At 43.9% G+C, this 25,477-nt stretch carries 27 protein-coding genes; 13 read left to right on the forward strand and 14 right to left on the reverse strand.

Annotated features, from left to right (window positions below; all coding sequences use genetic code 11):
- Positions 1 to 19: 19 nt before the first annotated feature.
- From GO495_RS25065 to GO495_RS25090, 6 genes are all read right to left on the reverse strand, one after another.
- Positions 20 to 538: a DUF4252 domain-containing protein gene (locus GO495_RS25065; protein ID WP_157302695.1), complete on the reverse strand. Its 519-nt coding sequence runs from the start codon at positions 536 to 538 to the stop codon at positions 20 to 22.
- On the reverse strand, positions 535 to 1,050 hold the full coding sequence (locus tag GO495_RS25070; RefSeq protein ID WP_157302696.1) for a DUF4252 domain-containing protein: 516 nt from the start codon (positions 1,048 to 1,050) through the stop codon (positions 535 to 537). The genes GO495_RS25065 and GO495_RS25070 overlap by 4 nt, the downstream gene beginning before the upstream one ends.
- A 38-nt stretch (positions 1,051 to 1,088) precedes the next feature.
- Positions 1,089 to 1,571: a hypothetical protein gene (locus GO495_RS25075; protein ID WP_157302697.1), complete on the reverse strand. Its 483-nt coding sequence runs from the start codon at positions 1,569 to 1,571 to the stop codon at positions 1,089 to 1,091.
- Positions 1,558 to 2,076 carry an RNA polymerase sigma factor gene (locus GO495_RS25080; RefSeq protein ID WP_157302698.1) on the reverse strand — a complete coding sequence of 173 codons (519 nt, stop codon included), beginning with the start codon at positions 2,074 to 2,076 and terminating at the stop codon, positions 1,558 to 1,560. Before GO495_RS25080 ends, GO495_RS25075 begins: the two co-directional genes overlap by 14 nt.
- An 84-nt stretch (positions 2,077 to 2,160) precedes the next feature.
- Positions 2,161 to 3,213, reverse strand: a complete 1,053-nt coding sequence (locus tag GO495_RS25085) for an ABC transporter permease (RefSeq protein WP_157302699.1) — start codon at positions 3,211 to 3,213, stop codon at positions 2,161 to 2,163.
- A gap of 3 nt (positions 3,214 to 3,216) precedes the next feature.
- On the reverse strand, positions 3,217 to 4,305 hold the full coding sequence (locus tag GO495_RS25090) for a BT_3928 family protein (RefSeq protein ID WP_157302700.1): 1,089 nt from the start codon (positions 4,303 to 4,305) through the stop codon (positions 3,217 to 3,219).
- Positions 4,306 to 4,401: 96 nt separating this feature from the next.
- Here GO495_RS25090 and folP point away from each other — a divergent pair, with 96 nt between their 5' ends.
- Both folP and GO495_RS25100 read left to right on the forward strand, forming a co-directional pair.
- Entirely contained in the window at positions 4,402 to 5,244 is an 843-nt protein-coding gene (folP, locus tag GO495_RS25095; RefSeq protein WP_157302701.1) for a dihydropteroate synthase, read from the forward strand.
- Between the two features lie 31 nt (positions 5,245 to 5,275).
- Positions 5,276 to 6,082: a diadenylate cyclase gene (locus GO495_RS25100; RefSeq protein WP_157302702.1), complete on the forward strand. Its 807-nt coding sequence runs from the start codon at positions 5,276 to 5,278 to the stop codon at positions 6,080 to 6,082.
- A gap of 70 nt (positions 6,083 to 6,152) precedes the next feature.
- Here the strand turns inward: GO495_RS25100 and GO495_RS25105 are convergent, their stop codons facing one another.
- Together GO495_RS25105 and GO495_RS25110 are read right to left on the reverse strand one after the other, a co-directional pair.
- Entirely contained in the window at positions 6,153 to 7,037 is an 885-nt protein-coding gene (locus GO495_RS25105; RefSeq protein ID WP_157302703.1) for an FKBP-type peptidyl-prolyl cis-trans isomerase, read from the reverse strand.
- Between the two features lie 27 nt (positions 7,038 to 7,064).
- A complete protein-coding gene (locus GO495_RS25110) occupies positions 7,065 to 8,069 on the reverse strand; it encodes a DHH family phosphoesterase (RefSeq protein ID WP_157302704.1) in 1,005 nt (334 codons plus the stop codon).
- A 247-nt stretch (positions 8,070 to 8,316) separates the two neighbouring features.
- On the opposite strand from GO495_RS25110, the gene GO495_RS25115 reads away from it, so the two are divergent.
- The 3 genes from GO495_RS25115 to GO495_RS25125 all read left to right on the forward strand — a co-directional run bounded on the left by GO495_RS25115 (position 8,317) and on the right by GO495_RS25125 (position 10,802).
- Positions 8,317 to 8,736 carry a nucleoside-diphosphate kinase gene (locus tag GO495_RS25115; protein ID WP_157302705.1) on the forward strand — a complete coding sequence of 140 codons (420 nt, stop codon included), beginning with the start codon at positions 8,317 to 8,319 and terminating at the stop codon, positions 8,734 to 8,736.
- 74 nt (positions 8,737 to 8,810) lie between these two features.
- Positions 8,811 to 9,707, forward strand: coding sequence for a site-specific tyrosine recombinase XerD (gene xerD / locus GO495_RS25120; RefSeq protein ID WP_157302706.1), 897 nt, complete (start codon positions 8,811 to 8,813; stop codon positions 9,705 to 9,707).
- A 132-nt stretch (positions 9,708 to 9,839) separates the two neighbouring features.
- Entirely contained in the window at positions 9,840 to 10,802 is a 963-nt protein-coding gene (locus tag GO495_RS25125; protein WP_157302707.1) for a phosphatidylinositol-specific phospholipase C, read from the forward strand.
- A 122-nt stretch (positions 10,803 to 10,924) separates the two neighbouring features.
- Here the strand turns inward: GO495_RS25125 and GO495_RS25130 are convergent, their stop codons facing one another.
- Positions 10,925 to 11,797: a hypothetical protein gene (locus tag GO495_RS25130; RefSeq protein ID WP_157302708.1), complete on the reverse strand. Its 873-nt coding sequence runs from the start codon at positions 11,795 to 11,797 to the stop codon at positions 10,925 to 10,927.
- A gap of 427 nt (positions 11,798 to 12,224) precedes the next feature.
- On the opposite strand from GO495_RS25130, the gene GO495_RS25135 reads away from it, so the two are divergent.
- From GO495_RS25135 to GO495_RS25160, 6 genes are all read left to right on the forward strand, one after another.
- Positions 12,225 to 12,662, forward strand: a complete 438-nt coding sequence (locus GO495_RS25135; RefSeq protein ID WP_157302709.1) for a hypothetical protein — start codon at positions 12,225 to 12,227, stop codon at positions 12,660 to 12,662.
- 223 nt (positions 12,663 to 12,885) lie between these two features.
- On the forward strand, positions 12,886 to 13,359 hold the full coding sequence (locus GO495_RS25140) for a hypothetical protein (RefSeq protein ID WP_157302710.1): 474 nt from the start codon (positions 12,886 to 12,888) through the stop codon (positions 13,357 to 13,359).
- Positions 13,356 to 14,153: a sensor histidine kinase gene (locus GO495_RS25145; RefSeq protein ID WP_157302711.1), complete on the forward strand. Its 798-nt coding sequence runs from the start codon at positions 13,356 to 13,358 to the stop codon at positions 14,151 to 14,153. The genes GO495_RS25140 and GO495_RS25145 overlap by 4 nt, the downstream gene beginning before the upstream one ends.
- Positions 14,154 to 14,240: 87 nt before the next feature.
- A complete protein-coding gene (locus GO495_RS25150; protein ID WP_157302712.1) occupies positions 14,241 to 14,900 on the forward strand; it encodes a response regulator transcription factor in 660 nt (219 codons plus the stop codon).
- A 31-nt stretch (positions 14,901 to 14,931) separates the two neighbouring features.
- Complete coding sequence (locus GO495_RS25155) at positions 14,932 to 15,774, forward strand: DUF2911 domain-containing protein (RefSeq protein ID WP_157302713.1); 843 nt, start codon at positions 14,932 to 14,934, stop codon at positions 15,772 to 15,774.
- Positions 15,775 to 16,239: 465 nt separating this feature from the next.
- A complete protein-coding gene (locus GO495_RS25160; RefSeq protein ID WP_157302714.1) occupies positions 16,240 to 16,755 on the forward strand; it encodes a hypothetical protein in 516 nt (171 codons plus the stop codon).
- 161 nt (positions 16,756 to 16,916) lie between these two features.
- Here GO495_RS25160 and GO495_RS25165 read toward each other — a convergent pair whose 3' ends face one another.
- The 5 genes from GO495_RS25165 to GO495_RS25180 all read right to left on the reverse strand — a co-directional run bounded on the left by GO495_RS25165 (position 16,917) and on the right by GO495_RS25180 (position 23,241).
- Positions 16,917 to 18,098, reverse strand: a complete 1,182-nt coding sequence (locus tag GO495_RS25165) for a hypothetical protein (protein WP_157302715.1) — start codon at positions 18,096 to 18,098, stop codon at positions 16,917 to 16,919.
- 259 nt (positions 18,099 to 18,357) lie between these two features.
- Positions 18,358 to 20,049 (reverse strand): sodium:solute symporter family protein, encoded by a 1,692-nt coding sequence (locus tag GO495_RS25170; RefSeq protein ID WP_157302716.1) that lies wholly within the window; start codon positions 20,047 to 20,049, stop codon positions 18,358 to 18,360.
- Positions 20,050 to 20,197: 148 nt separating this feature from the next.
- A complete protein-coding gene (locus tag GO495_RS32000; RefSeq protein ID WP_170302723.1) occupies positions 20,198 to 20,362 on the reverse strand; it encodes a hypothetical protein in 165 nt (54 codons plus the stop codon).
- Positions 20,363 to 22,831 (reverse strand): PIG-L family deacetylase, encoded by a 2,469-nt coding sequence (locus GO495_RS25175; RefSeq protein ID WP_157302717.1) that lies wholly within the window; start codon positions 22,829 to 22,831, stop codon positions 20,363 to 20,365.
- An 80-nt stretch (positions 22,832 to 22,911) separates the two neighbouring features.
- Positions 22,912 to 23,241 carry a DMT family protein gene (locus tag GO495_RS25180; protein WP_157302718.1) on the reverse strand — a complete coding sequence of 110 codons (330 nt, stop codon included), beginning with the start codon at positions 23,239 to 23,241 and terminating at the stop codon, positions 22,912 to 22,914.
- Positions 23,242 to 23,876: 635 nt separating this feature from the next.
- Here GO495_RS25180 and GO495_RS25185 point away from each other — a divergent pair.
- Together GO495_RS25185 and GO495_RS25190 are read left to right on the forward strand one after the other, a co-directional pair.
- Complete coding sequence (locus GO495_RS25185; protein ID WP_157302719.1) at positions 23,877 to 24,416, forward strand: RNA polymerase sigma-70 factor; 540 nt, start codon at positions 23,877 to 23,879, stop codon at positions 24,414 to 24,416.
- A gap of 66 nt (positions 24,417 to 24,482) precedes the next feature.
- Positions 24,483 to 25,457 (forward strand): FecR family protein, encoded by a 975-nt coding sequence (locus tag GO495_RS25190; RefSeq protein ID WP_157302720.1) that lies wholly within the window; start codon positions 24,483 to 24,485, stop codon positions 25,455 to 25,457.
- Positions 25,458 to 25,477: the final 20 nt, after the last annotated feature.

Raw genomic sequence — 25,477 nt, forward strand, 5'->3', positions numbered from 1 at the left:
GCTAATGTTCTCACCTCCTTTAATTCTTTGCTAATTGCCGGACCAGCTGATTGATATCCGATATCTTCAGACTTGTTCGTAAATCCAGGATCACAAAGTCATGTGCATCCTGTACCAGCACTATCAGGTCCCCTACATTATCATCATTCCCCTTGTTCAGTAAATGAACAATACTCCCTTCATGCCTTACTTCTACTAACGGTTCGAATTTATATCTGTCTATCAGCCGTTGTTTCAATCTTTGTATGGAAGCTGTTTCTACAGTAGAATCAGGACCGGTACCGGAGATGGCGTACAATTTCATCCGGTGTACATTGGAAACCAGGTGCTTAAATGGTATCCCGTCTTCTTCCATCAGTTTGGCAGGGATAAACAGGTTGGCAAACTTCATCGTTAAACGTCCCAATCCTATTTTGAATGTCTCTGCATGCTGTCCGCGTTTATGTTCATGATAAAATTGACGCAGACATCTTTTTTGTCCCATTGCCGGACCCGCTGCCAGAAAAAACAGTACTAAAATGATTGAACAGTATCTCATTTCTTTAATTTTTTCAGCTTGTCAAATCCCTGTATATCCATTCCTCCTGCTATTTCACTGATCTCTGCCAGATCGATATCTCCTACCAGGCTCATAGCCATAAATTCTTCCGCACTACCTATCAGCATAATCAACTCCGCAATATTTCCCTTTGCGTTTTCTTTTACCAGGAAACGCAGGTCCTGTTTTCCATCACGTATCGTCATCAGCTCTTCATAATCTTTCGTAAGCAGAGAAGTAGCTTCTTTAAATAAACCGGTACCGTTGGAATTTTCTTTTGCAAGGATCTTCAGTCCCTTGATCTTCTTAATGACTTTCATAAAATTCTGACCGTCCTCACTGTTAATATCCAGCTTTGTAAACATGCTGAACATCTTCGGTGTAACACTGATCAGTGTAAAGGATTGATCGTTTTCATACTTAGAGAAAAAACGATCAATCGTACTCCCCTGCTGGGCAAAGAGCGGCGTACCGGCAATCACCAGTAACAACGCAAGTAACAAGCGTTTCATGTTCTTAGTTTTATTATTAGATTTTAGAATGGCCGTTGTTAATCAGCTTTGATCTTTTCCGTTGCCTCATTGAAATAAGACAACTTCTGCACTTTCGTAGTGCCCTTATTCAGGTTCTTCGCCAGTAGCTGCAATGCTTTCTGCGTCACTGCAAATGCTTTCTGCGGATCATCATAAGTATCCTTCTGTGCCAGCACCATATCCATACGATGCTGCTTCAACTGGAATTGCCTTCCTGCATATCCCAACCCTACCGCTATCAGGAATATAGCCGCATACTTCATCCAGTGGTCCAGCGAACGCATTTTTATGACCGGTGGTAATTCCAGTTCCGGTAAAACCGGCAGCTCCCTGTTTGCTTCTTCTGTGAAATACCGGAACATGGGCTGCGCTTCCAGCAGATCTGCCGGCAGATCGGAATGGTCCACAGCAAAGAAACTGCGTAACAATACCTCATCTTCCAGGGAAGATTCACCCTCCCAGTACCGTTCCAGTAACTCTCTGACCTTATTGTACTCCATACACATGCAGTTTTTGTAATTTTTCACGTACCGCCTTTCTTGCACGGTGCAGGTTCACTTTTACTTCACTCAATTCTATCACCAGGATCTCTGCTATCTCCTGGTAACTGTATCCGTCAATATCACGTAATTGTATAATAGTACGGTATTTTTCCGGTAGCTCCGCAATCGTCGTATGCACACGGTTCATTACGTCCTGACGTTCAGTGGCCATATGAGGACTGGGCTGATGCTCCGCTGCCACTTCTCCTGCCCTGTCCAGGTCCTCCGAACGCCGGTATTTTCTCGACTTCATACGGTCCAGCGACAAATTACGCACAATCCGCATACACCAGGCTTCCATATTCTCCAGTTCCGCCATCCGCTCCTGCTGTTGCCATACTTTCATCATTACATCCTGTGTGATATCATGGGCATCTTCTTCGTTACCCAACAGGTGGTAAGCGAAGCGATAAAGCTTTTGCCTGATGGGTACTACCTGGGAAAGGAACCTTGATAACGACATATTACTTACAGGACATTTATACAGGGAAGACGACCCATTACCTGCTTTGTTACAAAAAAAGGGAAATTTTTTCTGAGAGGATGATCAGAGCCTGATACGCGGATCTACGATCGTATACAACAAATCTGCCAGCAGGTTGATAATCACAAAGATACCCGCCGTAAACAATACAGATCCCATCAGCACGGGGAAGTCAAATTTTTCCAGGGCATCCACCGTCACCTTGCCTATACCCTTCCAGCCAAAAATATATTCTACAAAAAAAGCGCCTGCCAGCAACTCTGCAAACCAGCCTGTAATGGCCGTAATAACAGGGTTCAGGGCATTCCGCAGGGCATGTCTGAATATCACTGCCCCCCGGGGCAGTCCCTTCGCATACGCTGTGCGGATATAATCCTGGTGCAATACGTCCAGCATAGCGCTGCGCGTAAGCTGCACAATAATGGCCAATGGCCTTATACCCAATGTAATAGCAGGTAAAATAAGATTAGAGAGGTTGAGGGTACGACCTGCAAAAGCATCCGTTTCAAACAGGCTGCCGGTCATGTGCAGCCCCGTATAATCACTTAATACAAAGCCAAACAGATAGGCCAGCACAATACCCATAAAAAAAGAAGGGGCAGAAATACCTACCACACTGGCAAAAACAGCGCCTGTATCCATCCAGGTATTTTGCTTCACGGCCGATAATACCCCTAACGCGATACCCGCTACCGTGGCAAACAGCATAGCGGCTATTGCCAGCGCCAGCGTACCGGGAAGCGCTTCTGTCAATATTTCCCACACATCCTTTTTCCCCTGATAGGAACGGCGCAGATAAGGCGTCTTCAGCACTATGATCTTATCCGTCCCCACATGTAACAACGTAAAATAATGCAATGTGCCTTCTGCCTCCTGTTTTGTATGTACACTCACCGGCGAAAGGTCATTCAGGTATAATAAAAACTGTAAGGGAACAGGTTTATCCAGATGCAGCTCCCTGCGTACATTCTCCAGGGAGGTGACGTCGGCCCGTTGTCCCAGTGTTAAACGTGCCGGATCTCCGGGCAATACGTTAAACAGGAAAAACACCAGCATCACCACCCCCAGTAAAACGAGTAACCCATAACTGAGTTTACGCAGCAGGAATCTGAACATATCTTATGGTATATCATTGTAATGCCACTTGCCCTTAATAGTACCTTTCTCCAGTAATATCAGGCAGGGATTGCTTCTTCCGGCCGTTTTGATGGCCGTACCATCCATTTGCACAAAAGGGAACTGTAAGCCATGTTCTTTGGAGAAAGCTGCAATATCTTCCTTGGAAGAGGCAGTCACCCCATATATATAGATCTTTCCTTCTTTAAATTGCTGTTGTAACGCCTGCATCTTCTTGTCCCAGCCTCTGCCCGCTTTATTTACATTCTGCACCAGGAACAGGTACACCGGCTGCGCTTCAGACAATATAGCCTGCGTCTGGTTCACCCCGTCCATATCCGTCAGAATAAAGTCCTTCACAGGTGGTTCTCCACTGCCTTCCTTTATCAGCTTGTCCTTACGGTCTACAAATACCCAGGTACTGTCTGACCATGGATAATTATCCGCGGTAAACTCTTTCTCTTTACCATCTTTCTTGTATATCAGCACTGTTTCAAATACATCCGGAGTAGCGCCCGCTGGCAGTTTCATTTTCTCAGGAATATTATTCCCTACTTTATAACCCAGGCAATCCACAATAGGCAGATGCTCCAGCGTATACCATTGTAATCCCAGGGCACCTGCCAGGGAGGCTATCATCAATGCATTGGAGGATTTATCCCCCCATAACGGCTGTATGCGTTTACGGTAGATGAAAATCACCAGTATCATTACGAACAACGCCACATCTTTCCAGAAGGTTTCTGTTGCGGATAATTTGATACAGTCGCCAAAACAACCACATTCCCGGATCGTTCCGCTGAACAGCGCATAAGCTGTGAGAAAAGTAAATAAACTGATCAGTAATAATAACAATACAGAAAATATCCGCATCCGGTATCCCAGCAGCACGGCTACACCGGCCACTATTTCAAATGTATTCATGGTAACTGAATACACCAGCGAAAAGGGCGACAGAAATGTCAGATGCAACACTTCAAAAAACTCGTCCATTTTGTAACTGAGGCCCAGCGGATCATTCGCCTTTATCAGACCCGAAAATATAAACAATACACCGACGAGAATTCTTAATAGGTTTAGGAGCAATTTCATGGATAACCTTTTTAGCGCATTAATATACTTACCGGTACATCAACACATTATTCTATTTTTGTCTGGCAAAATAATCAATAAAAAGCAAACGGATAAATGGAAAGGAAGAATGGTACGATCAACTGCCGCGGTACAGCACTGGACCTGACAACACCCGTGATTATGGGCATCATCAACATTACAGATGATTCCTTTTATGCCGGCGGCCGCTCTCAACACCTGGACCAGGTGCTGGAAAAGGCTGCGCTACACCTCAGGGAGGGCGCACATATACTGGATATAGGCGCGCAGAGCACCCGCCCGGGTGCAGTGGACGTAGGGGCGCAGGTGGAACTGGAAAGACTCCTCCCCGCTGTAGAAACACTGGTAAAATACTATCCGCAGGTCATCATCTCCATTGATACCTACTACGCTGCCGTAGCAGAACAGACCATAAAAGCAGGCGCTGCCATCATCAACGATATCAGTGCGGGAGATATGGACCCCGGTATGCTGGCTACCGCAGCCAAACTACAGGTGCCTTACATCGCCATGCACATGCAGGGGACTCCGGACAAAATGCAGCAAAACCCTCAGTATACAGAGGTGGTACAGGATGTACTGGATTACTTTATCCATAAAAAAGCACAATGCCTCGCAGCTGGTATTAACGACGTCATCATTGATCCGGGCTTTGGCTTTGGCAAAACCATTGCCCATAATTATGCCCTGCTGAAAAAACTGTCTGTTTTTCATATGCTCGACTGCCCCCTGCTGGTTGGCATCTCCCGCAAATCCATGATTTATAAATTACTGGACAGCACTCCTGTTGATGTGCTCAACGGTACCACAGTGTTAAATACGCTCGCATTACAACAGGGTGCTGCTATACTAAGGGTACACGATGTAAAGGCCGCTGCTGAGGTTATCAGGATAACAGAGTATATGCAAAAGGTTTAGTATTCATTGTAATTAGCTATTTTTACTATCTATGCAGGAATTCTTTCATTTATACGGTTATCGTTTCAATTGGCTCAATACACTGGACCTCACGATCGTTATTATATTGGTGATACAATTGTACCGCCTGTTAAAAGGCAGCCTTGCCTTTAATATTTTCGTTGGGTTACTGATGATATACCTGGTGTACTTCCTCGTAGAGAGGCTGCGTATGCCTATTCTCACCACTATTTTACAGAGTTTCATCAATGTTGGATTAATCGCTATTATCATCATCTTCCAGCCGGAAATACGTAAGTTTCTGCTGGTGCTGGGTAAAAAAGCGCCACTGAGTAAAGACAGTTTTTTCACCAAACTCTTTCTCCCGGATAAATTTAAAAGTTATAAGGAAGAAGAGAATATTATCAACGAGGTAATCACTGCCGTAGGGCGCATGGCAGGCTCCCGCACAGGTGCCTTAATAGTGGTCGCCAATACCTACCGTGTGAAGTTTGATACCGCTTCCAGCATCCTGCTGGATAGTAATATCAATGCAAAACTGCTCGAAAGTATTTTTGCAAAAGCCAGTCCTTTACATGATGGCGCTTTAATCATTGTAGGTAATAAGATACTGGCTGCCAAAGTAATATTACCGGTATCAGAAAATCCAGACCTCCCTCATCGCATAGGATTGCGTCATCGCTCTGCTGTAGGTATTACAGAGCACAGTGATAACATTGCGCTCATTGTATCTGAAGAGAGAGGTACGATTTCATATGCACAGGACGGGAAACTCGTACAGGATATATCACTGGAAGAACTGAAAGTGAAAATGTACGAAGTGTTAGTAGATGGATGATGATCATACATACAAAAAGCCCCCCCGGAATAATTCCAGGGGGGCTTTTTTATAGTTATAAGATGATCTCTTATTTCTTAGCTGCAGGAGGCGCCATGTCAGGTAATGAAGTTGCAGGAGCAACACCACCAGCCTTCACATCAACCAGCTGTACATCAAACACTAATACAGAGTTTGATGGAATTGCCGGAGGACTGCCCTGTAAACCGTAAGCTAAACCGGAAGGAATTAACAGCGTAGCTTTGCTTCCTTTTTTCAGGGAACCGATACCAGCATCCCATCCTTTGATCACGAAACCACGACCGATAGGGAACTTAATAGGTTCCAGTTTCATACCTGGTCTTAATGTAGAATCCAGGCTGGAATCAAATACTTTACCATCCAGTGTTTTACCGGTGTAATGTACGTATACGGTATCACCTGGTTTAGGTAATTCACCGCTACCTTCCTGACTAACAGCAACATATACGCCTTCTGGTGTAGGTGTAGCTTTCAGGCTGTTCTTATCCAGGAATGCTTTGATTTCTTTTTCATCAGCCTCTTTCTGAGATGCAGCAGAGAATTTATTCACTACAGCAAAAGTAACTTTCAGCTTATCGCCTTTTTTACCAAACGGCAGGTGCTGTGGTAAAGAGTCGATAGGAATGAAGAAAGTAGCGCTGTCTCCTTCATGCAGCTGAGCCAGACCTTCCATCAGGTCATACTTTTCTTTTGGCGCTGTAAGGATTACAGGTACGGGTTTACCAACGATCTTACGGGATTCGCCTAACAGGGAATCGTTCAGGCGCTGGCTAACGTTCATCAGGACGGTATCACCCAGCTTTAGCTGCGCACCGCTGCCTGACTTATGAACGATATATTCCACGCCACCAGGAGTTTTTTTCACTCCGGTACCGCAGCTGGCCATAAACAGGCCTAAGGCTGCAACAACTAAAAACTGATTGTTCTTTTTCATTTTACTGTATTAGTAGGATTGTAATGACTATTGTAGTATTTCCTCGTTTTCCTTAATGGCGCTGATAAAACGCTGTACGGTCTTTTCCAGCGAATCGGCACTGTGTCCGCCGGCTGCATGAAAATGGCCGCCGCCATCAAAATACTTACGGGCAAAGGTGTTAACATCTACATCTCCCTTGGAACGGAAAGAAAGCTTCACTTCCTGGTGACGGTCGATGATCAACGCTGCCAGCTTGATACCCTGTATAGATAACAGGTAGTTCACCACTCCCTCTGTGTCTCCGGTTTGCAGGTCAAATCGCTTCAGGTCCGTATACGGAATGGCGATCATCGCAGTATTATACTCATAATACACTTCCATACGGTTCAGCAGGCTATGCCCCAGGAAACGCAGACGGTTCTCCAGGAAATTGTCATAAATAGCCTGATGAATGATCTCATGTTTCAGTCCACGGTCAAACAGATCTGCCACCATACGGTGCACCCTGGCTGAAGTAGAGGCAAAACGGAAAGATCCGGTATCTGTCATGGTACCAGCATAAATACACTGTGCCATCTCCTCATTGATATATTTCTCATCACCCAGCAGATAAATAGTCTCATATACCAGCTGTGCTGTAGAAGCAGCTGTAGTATCACTCACGCCATAATCAAAATCAGGCTGAGGTTCCAGGTGATGGTCTATCAGCACTTTAATGCAGGATAACGCCGCCAGGTATGGTTCCATACTTTTTGTGCGGTACAACGCATTAAAATCAAGGCAAAACAATAATTCAATCCCCTCCAGCGCCTTTAAAGCCTTTTCCTGGGCCGATTCAAAATCCAGTACCTCCTTCGCCCCCGGCATCCATTCCAGGAATTCGGGAAAGTTGGTTGGAGAAATAACAGTTACGTCGTGCCCTTTCTGCTTCAAATAGTGGAACAAGGCCAGCGAAGAACCCATCGCATCCGCATCAGGTTTCTGATGCATAGTAATGACTACTTTTTTAGGGCTTTCCAGCAAAGGCTTGATTTCCTCGATCCTCTTCATGCTTTACCTTTAAGTATGCAGACTGCTGCAATTATTTATATTAGTAATAAAATGTAACTGTTTTTACCGAAAAATGAAGTGCGAAGTTCTCTAATTAGCGCAGAATTTCAAAATTTTTACCTTGGGGATTTGGATAATAACTCTTAATAGTGCTTAATCGGCTCCTTTCCAGGCATTTTTTTTCGTCTCTATACAAATTCTGGTTACATTTGCGGCCAAAATCAGGTAATTAGGAATTCTAAATTATATGGCGACTAACAGAACTTTTACGATGATTAAGCCAGATGCCGTTGAAAATGGGCATATTGGTGGTATTCTGGACAAAATAAACGCAGCGGGCTTCCGTATCGTAGCAATGAAAATGACCAGGCTCTCTACCCAGAAAGCTGGCGAATTTTACGCTGTACACAGCGAAAGACCTTTCTACGGCGAACTGGTTGAATTCATGAGCAGTGGTCACATCGTGGCTGCTATCCTGGAAAAAGCCAATGCTGTGGAAGATTTCCGCAAACTGATCGGCGCTACCAACCCGGCTAATGCTGAAGAAGGTACTATCCGCAAGTTATACGCAGAATCTATCGGCCGTAACGCCGTTCATGGTTCCGATTCTGACGAAAATGCTGAAATTGAAGGCAACTTCTTCTTCTCCGGTCTGGAAAAGTTCTAATTCCAGGTTGAACATTATAAAAAAGAGGGTGTATCACGTCTGATACACCCTCTTTTTAATTTATCTTACCGCTCATGTGGGATATATACGTCAAAGGATTCAAAGCATACCTGCAACTGGAACGCTCGCTTTCCGCCAACTCTATCGAGGCTTACCTGCGGGATGTAGAGAAACTCGCCCAATACCTGCTGTCTGCCGGTCATAAATTACCTCCGGACCAGGTAGACCTCTCCCATCTTCAATCCTTTGTTCAATCCATCGCTACCCTGGGCATGACCGCCACCTCACAGGCCAGGATCATCTCCGGTATCAAAGCCTTCTATAAATACCTGCTGCTGGAAGATATCGTGAAGATAGATCCTACCCAGCTACTGGAAGCGCCTAAAACACGCCGGCAACTGCCCGATGTGCTCACCTTCGATGAAATAGAACGCATCATAGCCAAAGTAAAAGCAGGTACTCCCGAAGGCCAGCGTAACCGCGCTATTCTGGAAACCATGTACAGCTGCGGACTACGCGTAAGCGAAGTCACCGGCCTCAAAATATCACAACTTCATTTTGATCAGGGCTTTATACGCGTAGTGGGCAAAGGGGATAAAGAAAGATTGGTCCCCATCGGCAGGGATGCCATGAAATACATCAATATTTATAAAGAAGAGGTAAGAGTACACGTACCCATTAAAAAAGGACAGGAAGACATTCTTTTCCTCAACCGGCGCGGCAGCGCCCTCACCCGCGTAATGATTTTCCTCGTGATAAAAGACCTTACGGCTGCCGCAGGTATTACCAAACAGGTATCCCCCCATACCTTCCGCCATTCCTTTGCCACACACCTCGTAGAAGGCGGCGCAGACCTGCGCGCCGTACAGGAAATGCTGGGTCATGAAAGCATTACTACCACCGAAATTTATACACACCTCGACAGAGAATTCCTGCGCGACACACTGCAGCAGTTTCACCCCCGTTTCTGACAAATATTACCGTATTGTTAACACTGGTTAAAACCTCCGCAAGCCGTGTCTTTGCTGTGTGAGAAGTTATACCCGTGCCTGTACAGACCCGTAATGCCTTATTCGATACCTAACCTATAAAACACTCACACCATGAGAAACACACGTTTGATGTTTGCCGCAGGCATGCTGCTGGCCGTTTCATTTTCCAGCTGTAAAAAAGAAGATGTAACACCCGACCTGTCCCTGAACAAAGAAGTTGCCGTTGCCCAGGCAACCACAGTTGCTACCAACAACTGGATGACCTCCCTGCCGGATAACAGTAGTCTGGCCGCATTATCTATCCCTGGTACCCACGACAGTGGCGCCCGTTTTGAACCGGTATCCGGTACTGCCAAATGTCAGAACCTGACCATCGCAGAACAACTGGAAGCAGGTATCCGTTTCCTGGATATCCGTTGCCGCCATATTGGCGATGCCTTCGCCATTCATCATGGTTCTATTTACCAGAATCAGAATTTCAATGATGTTATGTTAACCTGTACGGCTTTCCTGAACAACCATCCGGGAGAATGTATTGTAATGTGCGTAAAAGAAGAATACGACGCTACAAACAATACCCGCACTTTTGAGCAGACATTCGACGCTTATGTACAGACTTATTCCAGCTATTGGTCACTGGGTGCAACCATTCCTTCCTTGGGCCAGGTAAGAGGTAAGATCGTATTACTGAGAAGGTTCGGCGCGGCTGCCACTCCTAAAGGGATAGACGCTACCGCATGGGCAGATAATACCACCTTTACCATCAGTAACAGTAATGCCAGTTTAAGAGTGCAGGACCAATACGTAGTACCTGATAATACTGCTAAATGGAACAACATCAGCGCACTGTTAAATGAAGCGAAAACATTGAATCCCGCAGTACTGTATGTGAACTTTACCAGCGGATACAAATCCCTGATTTTTAGTATCCCCAGCATTACTACAGTATCAAACAGCATCAACCCAAGTGTAACTACTTATTTTACAAGTAACACTCACGGCAGGTTTGGTATTATTCCGATGGATTTTGCAGAATCAGCAAGAGCAACGCTGATCTATAACACGAACTTCTAAGAGGAAAAAAAACAGCTACCCGGGAACTGGCTGAATGGGTAGCTGTTTTAGATAAATGGGATTGCAAACAACAGGGGGTCAGACATTGCTTAATTAATATAGGTTAAATGATATTCTGGAAACTAATAACTTACTAACGATGATTTCCTTCCCACAACTGCCCAGCTGCTTAACAAACCCGATACATAACCGGCGGATTTCTTTTCAACAGGCCGTTGTTGCATGTTGATATTGATTACACTGCAGGGAGCAATGGCTTTACGCCCTGGCATCGCTGCCAGCTCTGCTCCTTCTTCCCACAACAACCGGTTGTTCCTGTACACCTTAAAGTATACGTCCGGTGCCGTGCTTTGCCGGTAATCCCTGATCAGCATCAGACGACCTGATGTAAGTTCCCTTCTGCCAAAACGCAGCTGATAACGTCCCTTTTCATCCGTACTGGTGCTGGCCAGTAAACGGTGCCCAATGGCATTGTACACCTCTACCCTTAATTGTGATTGTCCCTCTCTCGGGCTAATCCGCCGGACAGCGCCGGCAATTACCCATGTACCATAACTGGCCCTTATCTGGCTCCAGTTCTCGGCTGGTATTACGTAGGCAAAAGCTGCTACGTATCGCTGCAATGAACGCTTCCAATGCGGCACCAGTGTGCTCAGGTGATAATAACGCTCGGTGCCCTTTCCTGAGACTTGTTGTTCGGGCATCCGGTCGAAACAGAGATCCAATTCTAATGGCTCTGTAAAAAGATGCAATTGTTCCCAGCTTAATGTAAAATTGCCCCTCTCATCCAGCGTAGCCTCGGCAAGCAAACGATCACTTTTAGCGGCTACGTCAGCTGAGGACAGCTGACCGGGTCCATTAAAAATATTTCTTTTGGGGTAACCAGTGGGGTAACTACCATTTGGTAAATAAACACGTAAACGCGCATTTACCAAAGGTTCTATACAATCATCCGAGATCAATGCAGAAATGTTTCCGATTAACAGGTAACACATAGCTTTAAGGTTTTAAAAAGAAGGGTTAGCATTACTTAACCTCTTCTTAGCTGTTCATTTACAGCCGCTTTTCTCTCTGCATAGACTAGTAAAGGATAAGAACAAACATGGGTAGAAAGGCCCACCAAAGATTGCTCGTTGGAAAGAGTCGCGATCTCTAACCGACAATGCAAAGATTGTTCAGAAGCAAAAAAGAAACAAGAGTTAACCTACTGTAAAAAATAAATACGTACTTCTACGCATTTTTATGGGTAAAATACGCAAACAAAACCGGTACAAACGCAAGCTATTTTTATCAAAATATTAATAATCATACACTTAGATCAACTAACCCCTTCCGTATCCCACAAACATGTAATAAAAGCTTTCTCTTTGCGGAGAAAATATTTATGATAATTTTACCGCCTATTAAAAACCACAACAACACATGAGTACAAATTCTAAAACGTTTCCCCCTGATGCAGGGACTTTTATTCCGGAAGAAGATGCACTTAAATTAAGAGAGGAGTATTGTAAACGTGAAAGAGATCATCATCACCATGATGACTTTACCCGTGCCTACTTCTTCGGAAAAGACAAGATTGATGAAGTGCTGAGATACGACAACGGAAAAGACAAAATCGTTGGTATGCGTATCTATTATGGTTATGACATCAACGGAGACGGTATAGATGACAAGAAAATGGTGATCTATCCCGTAAACGAAGCTGGAAAAGATGTGATCATGCATCCCCAGAAACCCCATGCTGCAACCCGTTCCGCAGCAGGTACAGACGGATCAGAAAGCAGCGCTGATAGTGTTGCTGCTACAAGTGGCGGGAAAGCCCTCGATGGAGGCTTACCTTGCCCAACAAATTGCCCGTGAGTTCATTGATTTAAACCCTTTCTAAGTGTACGCATATCTATTGTTATTTTACATCATGGGGGGGATCGAATGCTTGCTTTTGATCCCCTTTCTCATTCATTTTAAGATACTTGATAAGGGGGGCAGGCTAATATTTTATTACCTGTTAAGCAGTATTGTTTTCGCCTTTGGATCTATGATAATAGCTCACATATGGAAGAACAATATGTGGTTTTTTTCAATCATGTATATTATTCAATTTATTATTCTTTCCTTATTCTTTCAATCCACTATTAAAAATGCCTTAGTAAAACGCCTCATTACCTTTATTGTCATTCCTGTATTCGTAGTTTGTGTAGCAGATTTCCTGAAACTGGAAGGAATGTATGCCTATAATTCTTATTTCGCCTCTGCCAGAACATTTATTCTTCTAATTTATGGAGGCTTCTATTTCTTCCAGTTATTAAGAGATGAACAACTGGTACAAAAATCTATTTTCATTAATACTTTACCTAACTTCTGGTACAATTCAGGTCTTTTCATCTATCACTGTGGCTCTATTATGCTTTTCCTCAGTTACAACCTATTACAGCTGGATAAATATGCAACAGACACAAGTACCAAAAATGTAACCCTCACTATTTCATATATTGCAGCCATTATTCAATTGATTCTTATTTATATTGGTCTTGTGAAAGCAAAAAAGATGCGTCAATGAATACTTCTGAAATCATTATAATCGGTACTGCCGTCATGCTTACCCTTGGTATCCTGGTGGTAGTACTGGTTATTTTTCAACAAAAAGAAGTAATCCAGCATAAACTGGTACTCCGCGATAAAGATCTCATCCTGCAACAGGAAAGACTCGTTGCCATCCTGCAGGGCCAGGAACTGGAACGCAAACGTATCGCAGAAGACCTCCACGATGAAGTAGGCGCCCAGTTATCCGTCCTCAAACTCAATCTGAACCAGCTCCAGCCTCTCTTAAAAACAGGCCACAATGAGCAGGAACAACTAAAAGAAACAAAAGACTTTACAGATACCATCATTCAGCAGCTCCGGTTCATCTCACAAAGCCTCCACCCCCAGGCCCTCGAAAACCTGGGACTCTCACAGGCATTGGACTCCTTCTGCAACCTGATGAACAAAAACAAAACCGTACTCGTTGATTATAAGGACGATGGTAACCAGTACCCGGTAGAAAAAGAAAAAGCGCTGAACATCTACCGCATCGTACAGGAACTGATCAACAACATCCTAAAACACGCACAGGCTACCCACGTTCAAATCACCTATAACAGCTCTCCATCCGTTCTGAACATCACTGTAGAAGATAACGGTAACGGACAATTGCTGCAGTCCCTTGACATTTCACGTAAAAAAACAGGTAGCCTGGGATTAAAAAATATTGAAAGCCGTTTGAACATAATCGGTGGCACCATCCGGTACCTGCCGGGATCAACCGGTGGAACGATCGCAGAAATAAGAGTGGAAAATTATCAAACAGCCTAGGTATAACTAAATTATTTTAGCTTTGTCCTGCTAAGTCAGCTAAAAAAGAACTTTTGCAGGGACAAATCAACTAAACAGCCTACTCCTATGGCGAACAACATAAAGGTGGCCATTGCCGATGACCATAAAATATTCCGCAGTGGCGTTATTAACACGCTTACTCCTTATGAAAACATCAGTGTTATTTTTGAAGCGGATGATGGAGTACACCTGTTGCAGTTAATGGAAACGCAACAACCAGACGTGATCCTGATGGATTTGAAAATGCCTAATATGGATGGCATTGAAGCAACTAAGAGAGTACGGGAAAAATATACACACGTTAAAGTAATCGTCCTCACCATGTATGAGGATGACAACTTCATTGTACACCTCATAGAAAACGGTGCAAATGCCTACCTGCTCAAAAATGCAGAACCAGGAGAAATCTATGAGGCTATCTGCACTTCCCACGAGAAAGGCTTCTACTTCAATGAAAATGTAAACCTGGCCTTACTTAAAAAAGTAATGGTCAAGAATAAACAACACTTTAAACCTACCTTTAAAAACGAAATCCAGTTCACCGACAGGGAAATGGAAGTGTTGAAGCTGATCTGTAACGAATGCACCACACAGGAAATTTCTGAGAAAATATTTCTCAGTCCACGTACCGTAGAAGGACTACGTCAGAAATTACTGGAAAAAACAGGCGCCAAAAATATCGTGGGCCTCGTGATATATGCATTCAGGAACGGCTTTATGGAATAATAAAACCTGTAATTAAACCACCAATAATAGCATGAAACCATTATTCAGTTACCTGGCAATTGGATGCACATTACTTTTGTGTTCCCAGCTGTCTTTTGCACAGGGAATAAAAGTCCCTGCTCCAAGTCCCGGCCAGACGATCAAACAGGACTTTGCCCTTTCTTCCGTAGAAGTAAGTTATTCCCGTCCTGCCATTAAAGGCAGAACCATCATGGGCGACCTGGTCCCTTATGATAAAGTATGGCGGACCGGTGCCAACGGCGCTACCACTATCACTTTCGGGGAAGACGTATCTTTCGGCGGTACACCCGTAAAAGCTGGTAAATACGGTCTGCTCAGCATTCCGGGCGCCAGCCAGTGGACCATCATCCTCACCAAAAGTCTGGATGTTACCAACCCTGCTGCCTACAAACCGGAAAATGACGTGGCCCGCGTAAAAGTGGACGCCCAGCAGCTGCCTTTCGCCATAGAAAACTTCATGATCACTTTTGACAACATCATGTCTTCTACCATGCAGATGCATCTGATCTGGGAGAAAACTGCTGTGACCGTGAACATCTCTGCGGACATCGACGGTAAAATCGCTGCTGATATAGATGCTGCAATGAAAGGTGAGAAAAAACCTTACTTCCAGGCTGCCGGTTATTACCTGGAAACTAACCGCGATCTTAAACAGGCGCTTACCTGGATAGATGCGGCCATTAAAGAAAATCCTGCAGCTTTCTACATGTACTATCTGAAAGCAAGGATACAGGCTAAAGCCGGAGATAAAAAAGGCGCTAAAACTACTGCCGAAGCTGGCATAGAACAAGCTAAAGTTGCTAAAAATGATGATTACGTAGCCCTGAACCAAAAGCTCATCGCTACTTTATAAAATAAAATCTTAAGAATAAGATTCTTTGTAAAAGAATCCTATGTTGGGGGCGAGTTCCTAAGGGGGCATAAAGAAGGCACAATGTAAGTTGTGCCTTCTTTATGCCTATACACATCATAATTTTAAGCTAATTAGAATATCTATCATAAATAAAAAAAAACCTTTGTTTAATCTATATGCCAATTTCCTATGCTCGTGAGAGTTAAGCTGTAGCAGATGTGCCCGTGTAGGCGTTGGGTTTGATTTTGCCAATGATACCTACGGAAATCAGCCTCCAGATATTATTAAAGGCGTAAGTTCAAGTGGTCTGCGGTAGCAGAAAATGGATTAAAGGAAGGATTGAATGTATCCAAAACCATCGATGATGGTAACTGGTATATCTCAGGAGGACTTTTTCTTTTTAGTGATTGGCGCCCATGGGAGGTTATGACGCCTGCGCCGAAACAATAATAAAATGTAAGTTGTATGGTATGGATATCAATTGTTAATAAAAGGAGACCTGTATTTTCACAGTCTTTATATTTCTTTTCTTTATTTTTATTATTAGTGGCGTTCGTTTGTAGCTTTTTCACTGATAATAAAATCCTGACTGCTGTATTTCCTATTGGTGGATTTGCACTGGCAATGATAAGTGCCGTTATCTTAAAGACATTTACCTATCAGGGTACCATCACCCTCACAGAAAATGCTTTAATAACAGTGATTGAGAAAGAGACGAAAATATATAATCTAATTGAGATAAATGATTTAAAGCTATATTATTATCAGTTTGAGGGTGACGCAAAAGGTCCCCAGGGGTTTCCTGGTAAGGGTGTAGGTAATTATCTGAGCTTTACGACCGGCACAGAAGAACTATCATTCGAACTGCAATTAAAAAGAGGCTTTATAAATGAATTGAACCGGTTATTTGCAATATGGGAAAGACAGGGAATTACAATTGAGATATCCAAAGCTGGTGATAAAGTAAATAAAGTTTCATAATAATACCCGGTGAAGCTGACAGAAGAGGGCGCGTTTTCAATGTAGAAAGACGCCCTCTTTATTTTCACTTCTCTACCACAAAAGAATTATGTATGATTCGACAGATGCAAGGGTTTAGGTCATCAATGTGACTTACACCCTTGCCTATTATCATCCGATGGTTAGTACTTTGCTTTTAATTGCCTAACTTCTTCCCTCAAAGCATTATTCTCTTTCTTCAATTCTATCAGGTATAAAGTCACTTCTTCCATTTTTTTCAGCAACATACTTTGCATAGCACCCAGATCTACATTTTCATTTTCAATCGTAGCTGCATTCGGAATACCTTGCAGGTGTTTATTTACTGTTACATATTTCTCTACAGATTCAAGAGTTGGCAGGTGATAAGATGAATCAAACACGTAATCCGGCCAATTAACGTAGTTTTTTACTACCACTTTGGTGAATATCCCTGCACCATTTACTGCCAGTTTATAACCATGCGCATCTTTTGTACCGATACCTACATTGCCACTTCCATCTACCCTTACCCGCTCAAGTCCTTGTGTTCCAAGGATAATATTTTCATAGCGATCGTTGGTAGCAGAAGCAGTATACCCTGAGATATCTATAAATGTTTTAGTAGCTGCAGTAGTACCTCCTCCGGCACTAAGCCTTAAAAAGCCATCATCAGCAGTCTGACCTGCACCCGAAAAACCATTAATCTCTCCGGCAATAAATCCTGTTGTAATTGCAGGCCTATCCTGTGTATTTATCAATTTTGAATTCATTGCCACTCCCTGTCCCAGAATGGTTGAACCATTTGTTTGTATAAAAGGTAATTGGTAAGATACATTGTTATCAAAGTCGCACTTTATACCAAAACCATTGCTAACGAAAGTAGTAACAGGAGCACTTGTAGTTGGAACAATAGGGAGTGTTACCAGCGGAGAAGAATTACCAATAAAATCAGCAATTACGCGGTAGTACATACGCCCCCACAGATAAGTTGATTTCACCCATATAGCATTATTACTGATATAAAAGGTAGCTGCGAACGGATTGCCCGACGTATTCCTTACTTCTACACCATCAAACCGTGCACCACTATTTTCGTATTTATCAATTCGTACAGTAAAAGTACCTTGCTGATCAAAATAGTTTGCATCCCCCTGCGCACTTACTTCAATAATAGTTGCATACCTGTCTGTTGCAGCATTTACAGTAGCAATCTTAAAATAATAAAAAGGATAGGGATCGGAGGTTTGATAACCAGGTCCTAAATCGTTCCAGGACTGAGAAAAACTTTTTGCTACAAAACAAAAACACAGAATAATGGTAACTGGGATAAACTTTAAATACATTGTTATCGTTTTTATGGTCTCCAAAATATAAAAATTAACTAAAGAGATTAGCTCTATTCTATCAAATTTAAATTACTTTATAGAGCACAGTCGAAACATTGCAGGGAAGTGGGACTTAACTTAGAATATATTTGGTTGTTCAATTGGTATTAAAAATTTAGGAATGGAAAAAGTAATGAATCCCAATTCAAAATATTTTTTTGAAATAGATCTTTTATAGGAGGTTCTTTTAGAAGAAGTTCCTTTTAGCGATTACGGATCAGGCTACCAGCCGGGTCCGTAACTGTTGTATCACGTAAGCGATCCCCACTACAAGGAAACATCCGATCGCATTCAGCCAAAGGAACGATACGATCTCTGACATATAAATGATGATCACCAGCACTTCCGATACGATCGCTGCCCAGAAAACAGCCCCTCCCCCTATCTTCTTACAGTAAAACGCTACCAGGAAAATTCCCAGTATCACCCCATAAAATAAAGATCCCAGCACATTCACCGCTTCTATCAGACTTCCCAGTCTGCTGGCAAACTGCGCCACCAGGATACAGAAAATCCCCCACCCTATTGTACTCAATCTGGAAATAAACAGGTAATGTTTATCAGACTCCTGCTTACGCACCATTCGCTGGTAAATATCAATCACCGTAGTAGAGGCTAATGAGTTCAGCGCGGCGGCAATACTGCCCCATGCGGCTAAAAAGATAATGGCTATCAGTAAGCCTACCAGGCCCTTTGGCAGATTATTCACCACAAAATGCAGGAAGATATAATTAGTGTCATTGAGATCCGCCGTGGGATCTGCTTTTTTAATCAGCGCGATCGCTTTTCCACGGGTTACCGCAGATAAAGCTTCTGTTTTTTGCAGCGCTGTCTTAGTTTGATTCACCAACGGTTCATCCTTTTCCTTAATAGCGGCTGCCATCTCCTTCACCTGCAGCTGCTTAACCGCTCCCAGTACTTTATACTCCTTCTCCAATACTTTAAAGGCTGCGCCTTCTTCACTTTTATATACTTTCCGTATCTGTGCTTCATTAAAGAAAATAGGCGCCCTGAAATACAGGTAAAATACGAACACCAACGCTCCTATTAATAATATCAGGAACTGCATGGGCACCTTTACCAAACCGTTCATCAGCAGTCCTATCCTGCTTTCAGTAACTGATTTTGCCGTGAGATAACGCCCTACCTGCGACTGGTCCGTTCCAAAGTAAGACAACGCCAGGAAAAATCCTCCTATCAGCCCGCTCCAGATATTGTATTTATCTTTCCAGTCGAACTTCGTCTCTATCACATTCAGCTTATCCATCTTACCGGATACCTGTAAGGCATCATTAAAACCAATGCCGGCTGGCAACAGATGTACCACCATCCATCCTGCCAGGAACATCGCGGCAAAAATGATCGCTATCTGCAGGGTCTGCGTATAACTCACCGCCCTGGTCCCTCCGGAAACAGTGTAGATAATGAGCAATCCTCCCATGATAACATTGGTCGTATAAATATTCCATCCCAGTAAAGAAGATAAAATGATAGAAGGGGCATAAATGCTGATACCTGTTGATAAACCACGCTGCAACAGGAACAACCCTGCCGTAAGGGTACGCGTTTTCAGGTCAAAACGATGCTCCAGGTATTCATACGCCGTATATACTTTCAGTTTATGGAATATAGGCACGAACGTTATACACAACACCACCATTGCCAGTGGCAATCCGAAGTAATATTGGACAAAACGCATCCCATCCGTATAGGCCTGCCCGGGAGCAGACAAAAAGGTAACAGCACTGGCCTGGGTACCAATGATAGATAACAATACAATATACCAGGGCATGGACTGGTTATCCAGGAAAAAACCGGCCATATTCCGTTGGCCACGGCTCTTCCACATCCCGTAAAGAATAATACCGACCAGTGTAACCACCAGCACAATCCAGTCTGCTACGCTCATGAATATACTTTAGTAAATAAATAAAATCCTATAATCAGCAGGACAAGCCATCCCGTGACAAATGCATACCACATCCACCAACGCGGAAATAGTGGCGGTTTATCTTCTTCCATAACCGGAAATTAATTACAGGTATTATACAGTTTGATTATGATCTTTTCTTTAACATATTACCACTTAACAAACCCAGTGCAAGACCGATCAACAGCCCGATATGCACTCTTTTGATCTCAAAGCCGATCACCAGCCCTATCACTATACACATAATGCCTACTATCGTTAGCCTTGGCCTGTTCTCTTCGCTCTTGCCCATCTACTTTTTTGTTGATATCAGGTTCACAAATAACCGGTATGCACCGGGCACACCTGCTGGTAACTCCCGGAAAAAGGCAAGAGAAGTATACACATATCTTCCTTTCCCATAATCAGCTACAATGGTAGAACCATCTAAGCCCTCTTCTCCTTTATCATGGATAGACAGTAATTTTTTATAGGCAGGGTCCGTCGTCTGGGTAAAATAAAGGCCCCTTTCCTGTACCCATCCTTCAAAGTCCTGGGCAGTAATATTGTTGGGATAATGTAGTATCGGATCTTCCGGATGTAACAACGTTACAGCAGCGTTTTCATCTGTTACACGGTCACGGGTAAGTGTAAACGGATAAGGCCCTATATTGGTCATCTGAAGAGGCCCGTTCACGTTATACTGCACCAGCAAAGTACCACCATTCTTCACGTACTCCATCAAATGAGGCTGCCAGTATTTTATACGGGAATTAATATTGTACACACGCACACCTGTAATGATCGCATCATACTGTTGCAGGTTGCCGCTCATAATTTCTTTTTCACCCAGCTCTGTTACTTCATAACCTACCTGCTGCAGGGAAGCGGCTACCATATCACCGGCGCCGGAAATATATCCCAGCTTACGCCCATTGTGTTTCAGGTCTACTGTTACCAGCCTGGCAGCAGCATCCGGGAACAAAGTAATAGTAGGAATATGATCATAACTGATGGTCTTCACACTCTGCGTATAGTCCTGCCCATTACAATGCATCACCACCCTCAATGTATCCGTACGATTGATACCGGCTACCTTTGATGGTTTGATATGGAAGATCACTGAAGACTCATCTCCTTTGGATAAATTAAATGGCAGGGTGGTTTCTGTACTTGTAAAGCCGGCAGGCAGTTGCAGACTCACAGATCCTGCGGTATTCTCACCCATCGCACGCAACTTTACTTCTACCGGTTGTGCAGCCGTTTCCGTAAAAATAAATACACTGTTGAGACCAGCTACTACCGGTGGTGCAATGACCAGCGGTTCATAGAGTTCCCCTTTTACAGGGTCCGTAAATTTATATTGCAGCGGACGGCTCACAGTAAACTCTTCTCCATTAATAGTCAGTTTCATCACCGCTGAAAGCGCCGGTATATTCTCCGGATAACCGGTCAAAGCAGGATCAGTTACGGTATATATCCCGATAGGATGCGGCTTACGCAGCCAGTAAGGCTGTGACTCAGGCGTATTTTCAGGTACCGTTAAAGATTGAGGGATCGTTTTCAGATGGTTAAATTCCAGTTCCGTTCCCAGCGTGGTATCTCTGCCGGCAAAACGGAGTTCCTGTAATTTCACCGGAACATGACTGTTACAGATCAGTTGCACGCTACCCTGTAATGGCTGTCCCGGCACCACCACCTGTGTACTGCTATAGGCTTCCGCCCATATACCTGCACAAGCCAGGACCAGTTGTTCTGTTTCCAGCAATTTCTGCCTGCGCCACATCCCGTCGGGTAATCCCTGTATCGCTTTTCTGATGGCCAGCAAAGCAGGTACAGAGGCCGAAGGGTTATCTATATTATAGGCGGCAGCTGCCTTATCTACCATTTCTCCAATGGCCTTGCCTCCTTCTATACGGCTCCAGGAAGTATTCACTCCATCCAGTAAACTGTACGTAGGTGCTTCTCCTTTAATGGTCAAAAAGAATTCCGTAGCACTACCCCTGGCGGCAGATACGCCAAAACCCTGACTCTTATGCTGGGAACGGCTTTCTGCGGCTATCTCTCCATATCCTTTACCCAACAGGTAATTATAGGCGCCCACATCTATTTTGAACTGGTCGTTACTCGTGGTATTGATATTCCCGAAACTAAAGGTATTCCACAACAGGCGACGGGCCTTCCATACATGATATTGTTTCAGTTGCTCCGGGTAACGGGTAGGATCAGCGGCTGCATCAAAAGCTTCTGCCGCCAGCATGGCTGAAGCGGTATGATGACCATGACCGGCACGACTGTCTGCCGGGAAACGGCATACAATCACATCCGGTTGGAATTTGCGTATCATCCACACCACATCTCCCAGGATCTTTTCTTTATCCCAGATGGTGAACGTTTCAGCAGGGTTCTTTGAAAAACCGAAGTCCAAAGCACGGGTAAAGAACTGCTCTGCCCCGTCAATACGGCGGGCAGATAACAACTCCTGTGTGCGGATCAGCCCCAGCAGCTCTCCCTGTTCGTTTCCAACCAGGTTCTGCCCTCCGTCTCCACGGGTCAGGGAAAGGTAACCGGTACGGTATAATTTTTCTTTCGCCAGGTAGCCAAGCAAACGGGTATTTTCATCATCCGGATGAGCGGCAATATATAATACGCTGCCCAGCGTGTCCAGTTTTTCCAGCCGCAGTTTAATATCTGCAGCATTCATTACCGGAGAAGGCTGTGCCCACACAGCCATTGCTGGCAGTAAAAGAGATATCAGTCCTATATAGATCCTTTTAACCATTGCTATTGATTGTTTAACAGTGGTCAAAAATAGTGATTATATATAGCTGCGAAAGAAATTGTGATAAAAGGATTAGCCCGTCACTTTTTAAACATAAAATAGACGGCTCCCATTATAAAAGCGAAGGATACAAGATAGTTCCAGCGGAATGGTTCTTTCAGATAAAAGATGGCAAAAAGGCTGAATACCGTAAGCGTAACCACTTCCTGGATGGTTTTCAACTGAAAACCGCTGAACCCGGCCTGCTCCCCGAAACGGTTGGCGGGTACCATAAAGCAATATTCAAAAAAAGCAATTCCCCAACTGATAAGGATCACTTTCCACATGGCGACATTCTGATATTTCAGGTGTCCGTACCAGGCAAATGTCATAAAAGTGTTGGAAATAAATAACAGGATAACCGTGCGCATGACTTTCTCTATTCGGCTAAAGTAGAAAAAAAAGTAAACCGGCCCAAAAGAGCCGGCCGATTGTTACAGGTCTCAACTTTCCTATCATGCTTAGGAGTTGTAAGTTTTAAAACGTAGTCTCCTCATTTTCCTCTTTTCTCTTTCTATCAGAAGACTTCCGTCTTTATAAGTTGCTATTGCATAATGATCATAGTATAGGGCTGCCTTCGCAGCGGTAGTGAACGTACCAGTGGCAACAACTGCCGGATAGTACAATCCACTATTGGTTTTTCTGGGTTATAAATAAAGACTGGTTATAAAAGTTCTTTTTTGTCCGGAAATTTTAGCAGGCGCCTGCCAGATACCGGTTTATTCACTGTCTACATATACAATACAACCATCTTTAAGGTTACCATTAGTCGTTTTGAAAAAAAAGTCAGATTTTTTTTAACAAAACCTATAGCATATGCCAAACCCTTACCCCTGGCGGGTTCAGAATAAAAAAAGACAGCAATTTCCCGGTCCCCGGGCTGCTAATCAGTCATTTAGAGAATTAATTGAGAGAATAGACTAATTTTGCTACGTTCTGTTTTTGATAGCCGACTTTAGTCTGTTGCAATTGCAAGTACAAAAAGACCAGAAAAGAAAGTTACAGGATGTTGCCGCTCAACAATACAGATATAGTTACCGGGGTCCGGAACAGGGATAAACATGTGTTCGAAATTATATTCAACCAGTTTTCACCATCCATGTTCAGCATTGCCTTGCGTTATCTGCGCGATCATGACGAAGCGCAGGATATCGTGCAGGACGTGTTCATGAACCTGTGGCGCACAGCCGATAACCTCGACGAACGCGCCCCCATTCAGCATTACCTGGCCAGGGCCACTGTTAATACCTGCCTTAACCGCATAAAAAAAGCCCAGCGCCAGCAACAATACTCCAGGGAACAGCAACTGACCGCCGAACCCACCGTAGAACATTTGTTACTGGAACATAAGGAGTTAGAAGCCCAATACCACTCTATCCTTGAGAAATTGCCTGAACAGTGCCGCCGCGTTTTTGAAATGAGCCGCTTCAAAGGGCTCTCCCCGGCAGAAATTGCCCAGCAACTGAACATTTCCATCAATACTGTATATACTCACCTTACCACCGCGTTGAAAAAAATCCGGTTGGGATTACTGAACCAACAGTGAAACCCTGAATTTTTATTTCAGGAAGACTAATGGTAAGGATATTTTTGATTGTATTAATAATAAGAGATGAAACAGCAGCAACCTGATATCGATGTCGTTATCCGCTACCTGGAAGAACCAGGGCAAGAGGAGCATAAACGTTCACTGGATGAATGGTTACAGCTGGATGCTGCCAATCTGGATATATTCCTGGAAACGAAAGCATTATGGCAGGGAGAAATCCTGCCCGCTCCTTCTTCTTATAATACAGCACAACAATGGCAGGTACTGGACGCTAAACTGACACCTGTAACCAGCACCCCGCTTATTCCGCTACAAACGGAAAAACGCCCGGTAAAACGATACTGGTGGGCAGCCGCAGCAACCATCGCGCTGCTGGCAGGCGCCTTCTCCTTAATGCGTCAGCCGCTTTACATCGCACAACAAACCGCTCAGAATACAGATAGCCTCCTGTTACCCGATGGTACCAAACTCTATCTCAACGCCCACACCAGCGTAAAATACCCCCGCCATTTCAAAGGGAACAGCCGGGAAGTATTTGTACAAAAGGGGGAAGTATTCGTTGACGTAAAACATATGCCGGAGAAACCCTTCTCCGTACATCTTAAAAATGTAGACATCCAGGTACTCGGTACCTCCTTTGACGTGAAACAAACCGCCAAAGGTGTGAACGTATTCGTGCAGAGCGGTAAAGTAAAAGCCATCTATAAGAACTCAAAGAGATCCGTTATACTCACTCCCGGAGAAGAAGCCGAAATGCTCCTGGCCGAAACGACCATCAGCACAAAACATCACCGGAATAATAATCCTATCGCCTGGAAAACCGGGTATCTTACCTTCGACGATGCTCCACTTGCTGAAGTGGCCCACGTACTGGAAGATTATTACAAAGTACATATCGTACTGAAGAATGAAGCCCTGGCAGATAAAAAACTGCTGGCTACCTTCCACAAGGAATCTATTTCCGAGGTGATGGACATCCTGTCCAAAACCCTGCAGGTACATACCGTGCAAAAAGACAGCCTGATAGAAATTTACTAGTCGTCTACAGACATGCAGGA

This window comes from Chitinophaga oryziterrae (assembly GCF_009758125.1).
Taxonomy (GTDB): domain Bacteria; phylum Bacteroidota; class Bacteroidia; order Chitinophagales; family Chitinophagaceae; genus Chitinophaga; species Chitinophaga oryziterrae.

Bases quoted from the DNA above. Each gene is read 5' to 3' on its own strand.
- GO495_RS25065 (WP_157302695.1), bottom strand. From the start codon at position 538: ATGAGATACTGTTCAATCATTTTAGTACTGTTTTTTCTGGCAGCGGGT.
- GO495_RS25070 (WP_157302696.1), bottom strand. From the start codon at position 1,050: ATGAAACGCTTGTTACTTGCGTTGTTACTGGTGATTGCCGGTACGCCG.
- GO495_RS25075 (WP_157302697.1), bottom strand. From the start codon at position 1,571: ATGGAGTACAATAAGGTCAGAGAGTTACTGGAACGGTACTGGGAGGGT.
- GO495_RS25080 (WP_157302698.1), bottom strand. From the start codon at position 2,076: ATGTCGTTATCAAGGTTCCTTTCCCAGGTAGTACCCATCAGGCAAAAG.
- GO495_RS25085 (WP_157302699.1), bottom strand. From the start codon at position 3,213: ATGTTCAGATTCCTGCTGCGTAAACTCAGTTATGGGTTACTCGTTTTA.
- GO495_RS25090 (WP_157302700.1), bottom strand. From the start codon at position 4,305: ATGAAATTGCTCCTAAACCTATTAAGAATTCTCGTCGGTGTATTGTTT.
- folP (WP_157302701.1), top strand. From the start codon at position 4,402: ATGGAAAGGAAGAATGGTACGATCAACTGCCGCGGTACAGCACTGGAC.
- GO495_RS25100 (WP_157302702.1), top strand. From the start codon at position 5,276: ATGCAGGAATTCTTTCATTTATACGGTTATCGTTTCAATTGGCTCAAT.
- GO495_RS25105 (WP_157302703.1), bottom strand. From the start codon at position 7,037: ATGAAAAAGAACAATCAGTTTTTAGTTGTTGCAGCCTTAGGCCTGTTT.
- GO495_RS25110 (WP_157302704.1), bottom strand. From the start codon at position 8,069: ATGAAGAGGATCGAGGAAATCAAGCCTTTGCTGGAAAGCCCTAAAAAA.
- GO495_RS25115 (WP_157302705.1), top strand. From the start codon at position 8,317: ATGGCGACTAACAGAACTTTTACGATGATTAAGCCAGATGCCGTTGAA.
- xerD (WP_157302706.1), top strand. From the start codon at position 8,811: ATGTGGGATATATACGTCAAAGGATTCAAAGCATACCTGCAACTGGAA.
- GO495_RS25125 (WP_157302707.1), top strand. From the start codon at position 9,840: ATGAGAAACACACGTTTGATGTTTGCCGCAGGCATGCTGCTGGCCGTT.
- GO495_RS25130 (WP_157302708.1), bottom strand. From the start codon at position 11,797: ATGTGTTACCTGTTAATCGGAAACATTTCTGCATTGATCTCGGATGAT.
- GO495_RS25135 (WP_157302709.1), top strand. From the start codon at position 12,225: ATGAGTACAAATTCTAAAACGTTTCCCCCTGATGCAGGGACTTTTATT.
- GO495_RS25140 (WP_157302710.1), top strand. From the start codon at position 12,886: ATGTATATTATTCAATTTATTATTCTTTCCTTATTCTTTCAATCCACT.
- GO495_RS25145 (WP_157302711.1), top strand. From the start codon at position 13,356: ATGAATACTTCTGAAATCATTATAATCGGTACTGCCGTCATGCTTACC.
- GO495_RS25150 (WP_157302712.1), top strand. From the start codon at position 14,241: ATGGCGAACAACATAAAGGTGGCCATTGCCGATGACCATAAAATATTC.
- GO495_RS25155 (WP_157302713.1), top strand. From the start codon at position 14,932: ATGAAACCATTATTCAGTTACCTGGCAATTGGATGCACATTACTTTTG.
- GO495_RS25160 (WP_157302714.1), top strand. From the start codon at position 16,240: ATGGTATGGATATCAATTGTTAATAAAAGGAGACCTGTATTTTCACAG.
- GO495_RS25165 (WP_157302715.1), bottom strand. From the start codon at position 18,098: ATGTATTTAAAGTTTATCCCAGTTACCATTATTCTGTGTTTTTGTTTT.
- GO495_RS25170 (WP_157302716.1), bottom strand. From the start codon at position 20,049: ATGAGCGTAGCAGACTGGATTGTGCTGGTGGTTACACTGGTCGGTATT.
- GO495_RS32000 (WP_170302723.1), bottom strand. From the start codon at position 20,362: ATGGGCAAGAGCGAAGAGAACAGGCCAAGGCTAACGATAGTAGGCATT.
- GO495_RS25175 (WP_157302717.1), bottom strand. From the start codon at position 22,831: ATGGTTAAAAGGATCTATATAGGACTGATATCTCTTTTACTGCCAGCA.
- GO495_RS25180 (WP_157302718.1), bottom strand. From the start codon at position 23,241: ATGCGCACGGTTATCCTGTTATTTATTTCCAACACTTTTATGACATTT.
- GO495_RS25185 (WP_157302719.1), top strand. From the start codon at position 23,877: ATGTTGCCGCTCAACAATACAGATATAGTTACCGGGGTCCGGAACAGG.
- GO495_RS25190 (WP_157302720.1), top strand. From the start codon at position 24,483: ATGAAACAGCAGCAACCTGATATCGATGTCGTTATCCGCTACCTGGAA.